Genomic DNA, 13,685 nt, shown 5'->3' with positions numbered 1-13,685 from the left:
TGGTGAACGCCAACCACTTATGCACTTGCGAGGACTATCAACATGGCCCGTTTCGAACTGCAAAAACTCTACATTGACGGCGGCTACACCGACGCCGGCAGCGACGCCACCTTCGATGCCATCAATCCGGCCAACGGTGAAGTCCTCGCTCAAGTGCAACGTGCGACCAAGGAAGACGTGGAACGCGCAGTGGTCAGCGCCGAGAAAGGCCAGAAGATCTGGGCCGCGATGACCGCCATGGAGCGTTCGCGCATCCTGCGTCGCGCCGTGGACATCCTGCGCGAGCGCAACGATGAACTGGCTGCCCTGGAAACCCTGGACACCGGCAAGGCCTACTCCGAAACCAAGTATGTCGACATCGTCACCGGCGCCGACGTGCTGGAATACTACGCGGGCCTGGTACCGGCCATCGAAGGCGAGCAGATCCCGCTGCGCACCACTTCGTTCGTCTACACCCGTCGCGAGCCGCTGGGCGTCGTGGCCGGTATCGGCGCGTGGAACTACCCGATCCAGATCGCCCTGTGGAAATCCGCGCCAGCCCTGGCGGCCGGTAACGCGATGATCTTCAAGCCAAGCGAAGTCACTTCGCTGACCACCCTGAAACTCGCCGAGATCTACACCGAAGCCGGCGTTCCGGCTGGCGTGTTCAACGTCCTGACCGGTAGCGGCCGCGAAGTCGGCACCTGGCTGACCGAACACCCGCGCATCGAGAAAGTCTCCTTCACCGGCGGCACCGACACCGGCAAGAAGGTCATGGCCAGCGCTTCCAGCTCCTCGCTGAAAGACGTGACCATGGAACTGGGCGGCAAGTCGCCGCTGATCATCTTCGACGACGCCGACCTGGATCGCGCCGCCGACACCGCGATGATGGCCAACTTCTACAGCTCCGGTCAGGTCTGCACCAACGGTACCCGCGTCTTCGTACCGAGCCACCTGAAAGCCGCTTTCGAAGCCAAGATCGTCGAGCGCGTCGCGCGCATTCGCGTTGGCAACCCGGAAGACGAAAACACCAACTTCGGCCCGCTGGTCAGCTTCGCCCACATGGAAAGCGTGCTGGGCTACATCGCCAAGGGCAAGGAAGAAGGTGCTCGCCTGCTGTGCGGCGGCGAACGCCTGACCGACGGCGCATTCGCCAAAGGTGCTTTCGTGGCGCCGACCGTGTTCACCGACTGCACCGACGAGATGACCATCGTTCGCGAAGAAATCTTCGGCCCGGTGATGAGCATCCTGACCTACGAAACCGAAGAAGAAGTGATCCGTCGCGCCAACGACACCGACTTCGGCCTGGCCGCCGGTGTGGTAACCCGTGACCTGAACCGCGCGCACCGCGTGATTCATCAGCTCGAAGCCGGTATCTGCTGGATCAACGCCTGGGGCGAATCCGACGCCAAGATGCCGGTCGGCGGCTACAAGCAGTCGGGTGTTGGCCGTGAGAACGGCATCAGCTCGCTGAATAACTTCACCCGCATCAAATCGGTACAGGTCGAGCTGGGCGACTACGCCTCGGTGTTCTAAGACACCCAGCCTGAACGACAAACCCTGTAGCCGCTGCCCCGCTTGCGAGGCTGCGACAAGGCCCGTAGGGCCTTCGAGAGCCTCAGAGCGCGTCCCGTTCCGGGCCGATCGCAGCCTTCGGCAGCGGCTACAGGTTTATTGATCGTCCGATCCGACCCATCTCAAAGAGGGTGCATTCAATGTCCCAAGAATACGATTACATCATCATTGGTGCCGGCTCCGCCGGTAACACCCTGGCGACCCGTCTGACTGAAGACGAAGGCGTCACCGTGCTGCTGCTCGAAGCCGGCGGCCCGGACTACCGTTTCGACTTCCGCACGCAGATGCCGGCCGCCCTGGCGTTCCCGCTGCAAGGCCGTCGCTACAACTGGGCCTACGAAACCGACCCGGAGCCACACATGAACGGTCGCCGGATGGAATGCGGCCGCGGCAAGGGCCTGGGCGGCTCCTCGCTGATCAACGGCATGTGCTACATCCGTGGCAACGCCATGGACTACGACGGCTGGGCAAAACTGCCAGGCCTGGAAGACTGGACCTACCTGGACTGCCTGCCGTACTTCCGTAAAGCCGAAACCCGCGACATCGGCCCGAACGACTACCACGGCGGCGACGGCCCGGTCAGCGTGACCACGCCAAAAGCCGGCAACAACCCGCTGTTCCACGCCATGGTCGAAGCCGGCGTGCAAGCCGGTTACCCGCGTACCGAAGACCTCAACGGCTACCAGCAGGAAGGTTTCGGCCCGATGGACCGTACCGTGACGCCTAAAGGCCGTCGCGCCAGTACCGCCCGCGGTTACCTCGACGTGGCGAAAAAGCGTTCGACCCTGAGCATCGTCACCCACGCCCTGACCGACAAGATCCTGTTCGAAGGCAAGCGTGCCGTTGGCGTGCGTTACCTGGTCGGTTCCGCCGAAGAGCGCGTCGAAGCCCGTGCCCGCAAGGAAGTGCTGCTGTGCTCCGGCGCCATCGCCTCGCCACAGATCCTGCAACGTTCCGGCGTCGGCCCGGCCAAGCTCCTGGAAAGCCTGGACATCCCGGTGGTCCACGACCTGCCGGGCGTTGGTGAAAACCTGCAAGACCACCTGGAGCTGTACCTGCAGTACGCCTGCACCCAGCCGGTCTCGCTGTACCCGTCGCTGCTCTGGTACAACCAGCCGGCCATCGGTGCCGAGTGGCTGTTCAACGGCACCGGCATCGGCGCCAGCAACCAGTTCGAAGCCGGCGGTTTCATCCGCACTCGCGAAGAGTTCGAATGGCCGAACATCCAGTACCACTTCCTGCCGGTGGCGATTAACTACAACGGCAGCAACGGTGTGAAAGAACACGGCTTCCAGGCACACATGGGCTCCATGCGTTCGCCAAGCCGCGGCCGGATCCAGCTCAAGTCGAAGAACCCGCGCGACTACCCGAGCATCCTCTTCAACTACATGGCCACCGAGCAGGACTGGCAGGAATTCCGCGACGGCATCCGCCTGACCCGGGAAATCATGCAACAGCCGGCGCTGGACGCCTTCCGCGGCCGCGAAATCAGCCCGGGCATCGAAGTGCAGACCGACGAGCAGCTGGATAAATTCATCCGCGAGCACGCCGAAACCGCGTTCCACCCATCCTGCTCGTGCAAGATGGGCACCGACGAAATGGCCGTGGTCGATGGCCAGGGTCGTGTGCATGGCATGCAGGGTCTACGCGTGGTCGATGCCTCGATCATGCCGATCATCACCACCGGCAACCTGAACGCGCCGACGATCATGATGGCCGAGAAAATCGCCGACAAGATCCGTGGCCGCCAGCCACTGCCGCGCAGCAAGGCCGCCTACTACGTGGCGGGCGATGCTCCGGTACGTGGCAAGCCGGTACGTGAAGTGAGCGCTACCGCGCAGTAACTCCGAACGGCGCCGATCGCAACGATCGGCGCCTTTTTGCTGTGTCCGGCCTGTAGCCGCTGCCGCAGGTTCGGGCCGCGTTCGGACGATCGGCGGCGCAGCCGACGTAAACCAGCCACCATGATTCACCAGGCAAGAACCCGATTGCCGAATCACAGCCCTTGGCCACAACTACAGTTCTCCAACATTTCCCTGCCCCTCCCTGCTTGATACCGCCCACCGCACGGGCCTAATCTAGGCGCTCGCAGCATTCCCCAGCACCTTTTCCGACCTGGCTTCACAGCCCTTCGGGCTTTATCGCGAGCAATCGAACGTCGACCGGCCGCTCCTACAGAAAAAACCTGGCCCGACGCCCGCTTGCTCTCGATAAGGCCTGCAACAGCCAGACTGTTCACATGGAGGTTCCTCAGATGTTCGATTTCCACCCCCAGCTCAAGCAGCGCTTCGCTGCCTTGCGCACGGGCGCCGAATTCTTTTCCCTGCGCTACGTGCGCGAATCCGGCCAGTACCTGTCGGTGCGCAAGAACGTCGCGGAGCCGCCGAGCCTGAGCCGCGACGAAGGCGCGATGCTCACCGTGCGAGTCAATGGCGTCGAGGCTTACGCCGCCACCAACGACCTGTCGCAAAGCGGCCTGCAGGCCGCGCTGCAACGCGCCGAGCAACAAGCCCGGCTGATCGCCGCCCACGCCCTGCTCGACCTGCGCGAACAGTCGGTATCCAGCGACCGCGGCGACTACTTCTCGCCCAATCTCGACCAGCCCTTTCCCTCCCTGAGCGACTGCTACCAGTTGCTCGGCGACGAATCCGCGGCCGTGCCCAAGGACGAGCGCCTGGTGAACTGGCAGGTCAGCCTCGGCCTCACCCAGGTCGAGCAGATCTACCTCAACAGCGCCGGCGCCGAACTGCGCCAGGCCCAGCGCTTCGTCTACCCGGGCATGGACGTCACCGCCTACGACGGCAGCGACAGCCAGACCCGCAGCCTGGGCCGCGAGAACTTCGGCCAGCAGGGCGGCGCCGACGTGATCAGCCGTTGCGGGCTGATCGGCGCCGGGGCCCAGGTCGCCGACCAGGCGCTGCAATTGCTGCTGGCGCCCAATACGCCGCAGGGCCCGCGCGACCTGTTGCTGATGCCGGACCAGATGATGCTGCAGATCCACGAATCCATCGGCCACCCGCTGGAGCTGGACCGCATCCTCGGCGATGAGCGCAACTACGCCGGCACCAGCTTCGTGAAAAGCAGCGACTTCGGCAGCCTGCAATATGGCTCCAGCCTGCTCAACGTGACCTTCGACCCGGACATTCCCGAGCAGTTGGCCAGCTACGGCCATGACGACGACGGCACGCCCGCCAGCAAGCAGTTCCTGATCAGGCAAGGCCTGCTGCTGCGCCCGCTGGGCGGCGCGCTCTCGCAATTTCGCGCCGGCCTCGACGGCGTGGCCAACAGCCGCGCCTGCAGCTGGAACCGCCCGCCCATCGACCGCATGGCCAACCTTAATATCGAACCCGGCGACCAGCCGCTGGAGAAGCTGATCGGCGGTATCGAGAACGGCATCCTGATGTCCACCAACCGTTCCTGGTCCATCGACGATGCGCGCAACAAGTTCCAGTTCGGCTGTGAATGGGGCCAGTTGATCGAGAACGGCGAACTCAAGGGCGTGGTGAAAAACCCCAACTACCGGGCGATTTCCGCGCATTTCTGGAAAAACCTCAGCGCCGTCGGCGACGCCAGCACCTTCAAGGTCCTGGGCACGCCGAACTGCGGCAAGGGCGAACCGAACCAGGTGATCCGCGTCGGCCATGCCTCGCCGGCCTGTGTGTTCAGCCATGTCGATGTATTTGGAGGAGATGCCTGATGAGTACGTCCCTGAATCAGGCCGAGCAGTTCAAGGCCTTGGTGGACTGGCTGCGCGATGCCGTGCGCGAGCCCGAGCAGTTCACCCTGAGCTACGCCGCCGAGTCTTCGCAGTTCATCCGCTTCAACCACGCCAAGGTGCGCCAGGCCGGGCAAGTGCAGCAGGCCAGCCTCGGCTTCAAGCTGATCGACGACGGGCGCCATGCCGACCTCGAGATTACCCTCGCCGGCGATCCGCAGGTCGATGTCCAGCGCCTGGCCGAAGGCCTGCAACAATTGCGCGAGACCCTGCCGCTGCTGCCCCGGGACCCGTACCTGCTGCTCAACCCCGATGCCTGGAACACCCACAATGTGCAGGAGCACCCGCTGCCCAGCAGCGAGCAGGTAGTGGCCGAAATCGGCCAGGCCGCCGCCGGGCTGGACCTGGTGGGGTTCTATGCGGCCGGCCCGATCAGCCGGGGTTTTGCCAGTTCCTCGGGAGCCTTTGGCTGGCACCAGGCCAACAGCTTCAACTTCGACTTCAGCCTGTTCCACGAGAATGGCCAGGCCGTCAAAGCCAGCTACGCCGGGCATGAATGGAGCAGCCTGGGCTTCGCCCAGCGCTTCCAGCAGGCCCGGGAACAGCTGGCGTTTCTCGGACGACCGCTGCGCACCCTGGCGCCCGGGCACTATCGCGCCTACCTGGCGCCGGCGGCCCTGGAAGAAATCATGGGCATGCTGAGCTGGGGCGGTTTTTCCGCGCAGTCCATCGCCAGCAAGCACAGCCCGCTGCAAAAGCTCTATGCCGGCGATGCCAGCCTGAGCCCCCTGGTGTCGCTGGACGAGCAGGTCAGCGGCTCGTTGAGCCCGGCGTTTTCCGATGAAGGCTACCCGCGCAGCGACCTGTCGCTGATCGCCGGCGGCGTCGCCCAAGGGCAACTGATCAACTCGCGCAGCGCCGCCGAATACAGCCTGGCCACCAACGGTGCCGGCAGCGGCGAATACCCCAGCGCGTTGAACATGGCGCCCGGGCAGTTGTCGCAGCAGGAGATTCTCAAGCAACTGGGCACCGGCCTGTACATCAGCAACCTGTGGTACCTGAACTACTCGGACCAGCCGGCGGCGCGCCTGACCGGCATGACCCGCTTCGCCACCTTCTGGGTGGAGAACGGCGAGATCCAGGCTCCGGTCAGCACCATGCGTTTCGATGACAGCGTCTACAGCCTGCTGGGTTCGCACCTGGAAGGCCTGACCCGGGAGCGCGAGCTGCTGCTGTCGGCCAGTACCTACAGCCAGCGCCAGACCGCTTCGGCGCAATTGCCGGGCGCGCTGGTGAGCCGGCTGACGCTGACCTTGTAACCGCTGTCGCACGCAAATCTCGCTCCTACGGGATGGCGTCTGTAGGCGCGAGGTTTGCCCGCGATGCGGTTGCAGAGGGATACGTGCTCACCACAAGAAAGAGGTCCCATGCCCAACCGTGCCGAACTTGACGCCACCACCGCCCGCTGGCTGCCGTGGGTGGTGGCCATCGCCTTCTTCATGCAATCCCTCGACGGGACCATCCTCAATACCGCCCTGCCGGCCATGGCCCGCGACCTGGCGGAAGATCCGTTGCGCATGCAGGGCGTGGTCATCGCCTACATGCTCACCGTGGCGCTGCTGATCCCTGCCTCGGGCTGGATCGCCGACCGTTTCGGCACCAAGAAGATCTTCTTCGGCGCCATCCTGCTGTTCAGCATCGGCTCGTTGCTCTGTGCCCTGTCCAACTCCCTGAGCATGCTGGTCGGCGCCCGGGTGATCCAGGGCCTGGGCGGCGCCCTGATGCTGCCCGTCGGCCGGCTGGTGGTGCTGCGCGCCTACCCGCGCTCGGAACTGGTGCGGATCATGGGTTTCATCACCATTCCCGGGCTGCTCGGCCCGCTGATCGGCCCGACCATGGGCGGCTGGATGGTGCAGTACCTGACCTGGCACTGGATCTTCCTGATCAACCTGCCGGTGGGCGCGATCGGCTGTTATGCCGTCTGGCGCTTCATTCCCGACCTGCGCGGCAGCGAGCGCACGCGTTTCGACGGCCTGGGCTTTTTGCTGTTCGGCGCGGCAATGGTGCTGATCACCATCGCCATGGAAGGCCTGGGCGAACTGCACCTGCCGCACCTGCGGGTGATGTTGCTGCTGTTCGGCGGCCTGGCCTGCCTCGCGGCCTACTGGCTGCGGGCCGGGCATATCGACAATCCGCTGTTCGCGCCTTCGCTGTTCAAGGTGCGGACTTTTGCCGTGGGCATCCTCGGCAACCTGTTCGCCCGCCTCGGCAGCGGCGCCCTGCCGTTCCTGGTGCCGCTGCTGCTGCAAGTGGCCCTCGGTTATTCACCGTCCCAGGCCGGGATGAGCATGCTGCCGCTGGCCGCCGCGGCGATGCTCGCCAAGTCCATCGCCCGCCCGCTGATCGAACGCCTGGGCTATCGCATCGTCCTCACCGGCAACACCCTGGCGCTGGGGATCATGCTCGCCAGCATGGGCCTGGTCACGCAGCAGACGCCCTACCCGCTGCTGCTGGGCATGCTGGCGGTGCTGGGGGCGATCAACTCGCTGCAGTTCACGGCGATGAACACCGTGACCCTGATCGACCTCGACGACGCTTCCGCCAGCAGCGGCAACAGCCTGCTGTCGGTGGTGGCACAACTGTCCCTGAGCCTGGGGGTAGCCTGCGCCGGCGCGCTGCTCGGCGGCTTCACCGCCGAAGTCGGCAACGATGGCGTGAACACCGTGCTCGGCGCCTTCCAGCTGACCTTCCTCACGGTGGGGATCATGGCAATGCTGGCGGCGGCGATCTTCCTGCAGCTGTCGCCCAGGGACGGCCGGCGGGCGAAGAAGGTCCAGGAGCATATCGAGCACTGAGCCGCATCGGATAAAACATGCAGCTCGATTGACGTCGGCTGCGCCGCCGATCGCAGCCTTCGGCAGCGGCTACAGGAGGGAGCGATGGCTCGCTCGTCCAGAAATTGCAGGTAAAGGGAGCGGGACTGATACACTGCGCGACATTTTGTTTTGCAGGCCCGTCCCGTGACCACCATTGCCACCGCTTTTAATACTTTGCCGCTGTCCGCCGCCATGCTGGCTAACCTCGACTCACTCGGTTATGCCCAGATGACGCCGGTCCAGGCGCAAAGCTTGCCGGTGATCCTCAAGGGGATGGACTTGATCGCCCAGGCCAAGACCGGCAGCGGCAAGACCGCCGCGTTCGGCATCGGCCTGCTGAACCCGATCAATCCGCGTTATTTCGGTTGCCAGGCCCTGGTGATCTGCCCGACCCGCGAGCTGGCCGACCAGGTGGCCAAGGAAATCCGCCGCCTGGCCCGCGCCGAAGACAACATCAAGGTCCTGACCCTGTGCGGCGGCGTGTCCTTCGGTCCGCAGATCGCCTCGCTGGAACACGGCGCGCACATCATCGTCGGCACCCCGGGCCGCCTGTCCCAGCACTTGCGCAAAGGTTCGCTGAAACTCGACGGCCTCAACACCCTGGTCCTCGACGAAGCCGACCGCATGCTGGACATGGGCTTCTACGACCCGATCGAAGAGATCATCGCCTACACCCCCGAGCGCCGGCAGACCCTGCTGTTCTCCGCCACCTACCCGGTGGGCATCAAGCAGCTGGCCTCGAAGTTCATGCGCGACCCGCAGCAGGTGAAGGCCGAAGCCCTGCACGCCGACAGCCAGATCGAGCAGCGCTTCTACGAGATCTCGCCGGAAGAACGCATCGATGCGGTGGTCAAGGTACTTAACCACTTCCGTCCGCAATCCTGCGTGGCCTTCTGCTTCACCAAGCAGCAGGTCCAGGAAACCGTCGACCACCTGACCGCCAAGGGCATGTCCGCGGTGGGCCTGCACGGCGACCTGGAACAGCGCGACCGCGACCAGGTATTGGCGATGTTCGCCAACCGCAGCACCTCGGTGCTGGTGGCCACCGACGTGGCCGCCCGCGGCCTGGACATCGATGCCCTGGACATGGTGATCAACGTTGAGCTGGCGCGGGATTCGGAGATCCACATCCACCGCGTCGGCCGCACCGGACGCGCCGGCGAGAAAGGCCTGGCGGTCAGCCTGGTGGCGCCGTCCGAGGCGCACCGCGCCCAGGCCATCGAGCAATTGCAGAAGTCGCCCTTGAACTGGGAACAGATCGACAGCCTGAAATCCCAGGGCGGCGGCCCGCTGCTGCCGGCCATGAGCACCCTGTGCATCGGCGCCGGGCGCAAGGACAAAGTGCGTCCGGGCGACATCCTCGGCGCCCTGACCGGTGAAGCCGGCATCCCCGGCACCCAGGTCGGCAAGATCGCGATCTTCGACTTCCAGGCCTATGTCGCCGTGGACCGCGGCATCGCCAAGCAGGCCCTGCAACGCCTGAACAGCGGCAAGATCAAGGGCCGTTCGCTGCGCGTGCGTATCCTGTAATCCCGCAGCCCCCTTGTAGGAGCGAGCTTGCTCGCGATAGCGTCCGAACGGCCAACATCGATGCTGAACCAGACGCCGTCATCGCGAGCAAGCTCGCTCCTACACAAATTTTGTGTGAGGACACCGTTTTGCGCTCTACCGAAGTCGTGATCATTGGCGCTGGCGCCGCAGGGTTGATGTGCGCGCTGACCGCGGCCGGCCGTGGCCGCCAGGTGCTGCTGCTGGACCACGCCAACAAGGCCGGCAAGAAGATCCTCATGTCCGGCGGTGGGCGCTGCAACTTCACCAATATGTACACCGAGCCGGGCAATTTCCTCTCGCACAACCCGCATTTCTGCAAGTCGGCCCTGGCCCGCTACACCCAGTGGGATTTCATCGGCCTGGTGGCCAAGCACGGCGTGCCGTACCACGAGAAAAAGCTCGGCCAGCTGTTCTGCGACAACAAGTCCAGCGACATCCTCGGCATGCTGCTCGACGAGTGCGACCAGGTCGGCGTGCAGCTGCACCTGGACACCTCGATCCAGCAGATCGAGAAGCTCGACAGCGGCTACCTGCTGGAAACCACCCTCGGCCAGCTCCAGTGCGAATCCCTGGTGATCGCCACCGGCGGCCTGTCGATTCCGACCCTGGGCGCCACCGGCTTCGGCTATCAGGTGGCCAGGCAGTTCGGCCACGAGCTGCTGCCGACCCGCGCGGGCCTGGTGCCGTTCACCATCACCGACCAGCTCAAGGAGCTGTGCGGCGAGCTGTCCGGTACCTCGGTGGACTGCCTGGTGAGCTGCAACGACATGAGTTTCCGCGAGAACATCCTGTTCACCCACCGTGGCCTGAGCGGTCCGGCGATCCTGCAGATTTCCTCGTTCTGGGAATCCGGCGACACGGTGGAGATCAACCTGCTGCCAGACCACGACGCCGCAAGCTGGCTGCAACAGCAACAGGCCGAACGCCCGAACAGCGAGCTGAAGACCCTGCTCGGCGAGATCTTCACCAAGAAGATGGCCGGCCTGCTGGCGGACAACTGGTTCGTCTCCAAGCCGATGAAGCAGTACACCCACGCCGAACTGGCGCAGATCGCCGAGCAACTGGCGTGCTGGAAAGTGGTCCCGGCCGGCACCGAGGGTTATCGCACCGCCGAAGTGACCCTGGGCGGCGTCGACACTCGCGAGGTGTCGTCCAAGACCATGGAGTCGCTGAAGAGCCCGGGGCTGTATTTCATCGGCGAGGTGCTGGACGTCACCGGCCACCTGGGCGGCTTCAACTTCCAGTGGGCCTGGGCCTCCGGCTACGCGGCCGCGCAGTACGTCTGATCCGCTTCCCGGCATTCCCCTGACACCTGTAGCCGCTGCCGCAGGAGCCGCAGAACCGGCCACTGCGGTGGGACAGGCCGAACACGGTCGCCTGTTATGCGGCCGCTGCGCGCCCGATCGCAGCCTCGCGGGGCTCGGCAGCGGCTACAAGGTTTCCCCATTTCCTGTAGCCGCTGCCGCAGGCTGCGATCGACCCGAAGGGGCGCTACGATCTGGCGTCTCCCCCTGAGGTCCTGCGGACCTATCGCAGCCTTCGGCAGCGGCTACAGCGAGCGTCCGGCAACACGCCGGATGAACACTCCAGCTCCGGGCGGGAACAGAATTTGCCGTCGGATGTGACGACCCCATTGCGCGGTCGTCAATACTGGCTCAATTTAGCGGCATCGCCCCGGAAGGCTTTCTCACTTCATGTCATCGACCAGCTTTCGTCAGTCACTGCGGCGCCTTTGGGCGCTGGATAAATTCAGCTACAGCGTGCGGGTGTTCATCGCTCTGACCGGGAGCATGGCGCTGTGCTGGTACCAGGACGAAATGGCCTTGCTGATCCCCTTGTTCCTGGGGATTATCGCCAGCGCCCTGGCCGAGACCGACGACAGCTGGCAAGGCCGGATCAATGCCCTGGCCGTGACCCTGGTGTGCTTCAGCGTCGCTGCCCTTTCCGTCGAACTGTTGTTCCCCTATCCCTGGATCTTCGTCATCGCCCTGGCGCTGGCCAGCTTTGGCCTGACCATGCTCGGCGCCCTGGGCGAACGTTATGGGGCGATTGCCTCGGCGACCCTGATCCTGTCGGTCTACACCATGATCGGCGTGGACCAGCGCGGCGGCGCCGTCACCGACTTCTGGCACGAACCGCTGCTGCTGGTGGCCGGCGCCGCCTGGTATGGCCTGCTGTCGGTGCTGTGGCAGGCGATGTTTTCCAACCAGCCGGTGCAGCAGAGCCTGGCGCGCCTGTTCCGTGAGCTGGGCTATTACCTCAAGCTCAAGTCGTCGCTGTTCGAGCCGATCCGCCAGCTGGACGTGGAAGCACGCCGGCTGGAACTGGCGCAGCAGAACGGCCGGGTAGTGGCGGCCCTGAACGCCGCCAAGGAAATCATCCTGCACCGGGTCGGCAACGGCCGGCCGGGCTCCAAAGTCAGCCGCTACCTGAAGCTGTACTTCCTCGCCCAGGACATCCACGAACGTGCCAGCTCGTCCCACTACCCCTACAACGCCCTGGCCGATGCGTTCTTCCACAGCGACGTACTGTTCCGCTGCCAGCGCCTGCTGCGCCAGCAGGGCAAGGCTTGCCGGGCCCTGGGCGAATCCATCCAGCTGCGCCAGCCCTTCGTCTACGACGCCAGCTTCGCCGAGGCCCTGAGCGACCTGCACGCCTCCCTGGAACACCTGCGCATCCAGAGCAACCCGGCCTGGCGCGGCCTGCTGCGTTCGCTGCGGGCGCTGGCCGCCAACCTCGGCACCCTCGACCGCCTGCTCAGCGACGCCAGCAACCCCGATGCCCTCGCCGACGCCACCGACAGCAGCCTGCTGGACCGTTCGCCGCGCAACCTCAAGGACGTCTGGACCCGCCTGCGCACCCAGCTGACCCCGACGTCGCTGCTGTTTCGCCACGCCCTGCGCCTGCCCCTGGCCCTGAGCATCGGCTACGGCATGGTGCACCTGATCCACCCCTCCCAGGGTTACTGGATCATCCTCACCACCCTGTTCGTCTGCCAGCCGAACTATGGCGCCACGCGGCGCAAGCTGGGCCAGCGGATCATCGGCACCGCCATCGGCCTGGTGGTCGCCTGGGCGCTGTTCGACCTGTTCCCCAGCCCGCTGGTGCAGTCGCTGTTCGCGATTGCCGCCGGGGTGGTGTTCTTTACCAACCGCACTACCCGCTACACCCTGGCCACCGGCGCCATCACCATCATGGTGCTGTTCTGCTTCAACCAGGTGGGCGACGGCTACGGGCTGTTGCTGCCGCGCCTGTTCGATACCCTGCTGGGCAGCCTGATCGCCGGCCTGGCGGTGTTCCTGTTCCTGCCGGACTGGCAGGGCCGACGCCTGAACAAGGTGCTGGCCAATACCCTGACCTGCAACAGCATCTACCTGCGGCAGATCATGCAGCAGTACGCGGCCGGCAAGAGCGACGACCTGGCTTACCGCCTGGCCCGGCGCAACGCCCACAACGCCGACGCGGCGCTGTCCACCACCCTGGCCAACATGCTGATGGAGCCCGGGCATTTCCGTAAGGAAGCGGACGTGGGCTTTCGCTTCCTGGTGCTCTCGCACACCCTGCTCAGTTACCTCTCCGGCCTCGGCGCGCATCGGGAAACCCAGCTGCCGGCGGAAGTCCGCGAGCACCTGATCGACGGGGCCGGGGTCAGCCTGGCCAGCAGCATCGATGAAATCGCCCAGGGCCTGGCGAGCAAGCAGCCGGTGGCGATCCAGAGCGATGCCGAAGAGGCCCTGGCCAACGAGCTGGAGCAGATGCCGGACGAGATCGATGAAGGCCAGCGGCTGGTGCAGACCCAACTGGCGCTGATCTGCCGCCAACTGGGCCCCTTGCGGACCCTGGCGGCGCATCTGATCAAGGACACTGGCGAAGAACAGGCCGCGTAGCCGCTGCCGCAGGCTGCGATCGCCTCCGCAGGAGGCGCAAGCTTTCAAGAACGCCGCAGGTTTTGGCCTCGGCGCCCAGCCTGCGGCAGCAGCTTTAATGAC

The 13,685-nt window shown here is 65.1% G+C and carries 8 protein-coding genes; all 8 read left to right on the top strand.

Annotation, left to right across the window (positions count from 1 at the left end; translation table 11 throughout):
* The first annotated feature begins 42 nt into the window (after positions 1-42).
* The 8 genes from betB to yccS all read left to right on the top strand — a co-directional run bounded on the left by betB (position 43) and on the right by yccS (position 13,583).
* Complete coding sequence (gene betB, locus BMY68_RS17270) at positions 43-1,515, top strand: betaine-aldehyde dehydrogenase (RefSeq protein WP_007925976.1); 1,473 nt, start codon at positions 43-45, stop codon at positions 1,513-1,515.
* A 179-nt stretch (positions 1,516-1,694) separates the two neighbouring features.
* Entirely contained in the window at positions 1,695-3,398 is a 1,704-nt protein-coding gene (gene betA, locus BMY68_RS17265) for a choline dehydrogenase (RefSeq protein ID WP_009045967.1), read from the top strand.
* Positions 3,399-3,808: 410 nt separating this feature from the next.
* Complete coding sequence (locus BMY68_RS17255; RefSeq protein WP_085533049.1) at positions 3,809-5,251, top strand: TldD/PmbA family protein; 1,443 nt, start codon at positions 3,809-3,811, stop codon at positions 5,249-5,251.
* A complete protein-coding gene (locus BMY68_RS17250) occupies positions 5,251-6,588 on the top strand; it encodes a TldD/PmbA family protein (protein WP_085533047.1) in 1,338 nt (445 codons plus the stop codon). The genes BMY68_RS17255 and BMY68_RS17250 overlap by 1 nt, the downstream gene beginning before the upstream one ends.
* A gap of 63 nt (positions 6,589-6,651) precedes the next feature.
* Positions 6,652-8,124: a multidrug transporter subunit MdtD gene (mdtD, locus tag BMY68_RS17245; RefSeq protein ID WP_139214889.1), complete on the top strand. Its 1,473-nt coding sequence runs from the start codon at positions 6,652-6,654 to the stop codon at positions 8,122-8,124.
* Between the two features lie 213 nt (positions 8,125-8,337).
* Positions 8,338-9,675 carry an ATP-dependent RNA helicase DbpA gene (dbpA, locus tag BMY68_RS17240; RefSeq protein WP_231999354.1) on the top strand — a complete coding sequence of 446 codons (1,338 nt, stop codon included), beginning with the start codon at positions 8,338-8,340 and terminating at the stop codon, positions 9,673-9,675.
* A 128-nt stretch (positions 9,676-9,803) separates the two neighbouring features.
* Positions 9,804-10,982, top strand: coding sequence for a BaiN/RdsA family NAD(P)/FAD-dependent oxidoreductase (locus BMY68_RS17235; protein WP_062824370.1), 1,179 nt, complete (start codon positions 9,804-9,806; stop codon positions 10,980-10,982).
* A 408-nt stretch (positions 10,983-11,390) separates the two neighbouring features.
* Complete coding sequence (gene yccS / locus BMY68_RS17230) at positions 11,391-13,583, top strand: YccS family putative transporter (RefSeq protein ID WP_062824369.1); 2,193 nt, start codon at positions 11,391-11,393, stop codon at positions 13,581-13,583.
* Positions 13,584-13,685: the final 102 nt, after the last annotated feature.

Source organism: Pseudomonas sp. NFACC41-3, from assembly GCF_900109505.1.
Taxonomy (GTDB): domain Bacteria; phylum Pseudomonadota; class Gammaproteobacteria; order Pseudomonadales; family Pseudomonadaceae; genus Aquipseudomonas; species Aquipseudomonas chlororaphis.
The sequence above is the reverse complement of the archived record's forward strand: the minus strand, read 5'-3'. Positions and strand labels throughout refer to the sequence as shown.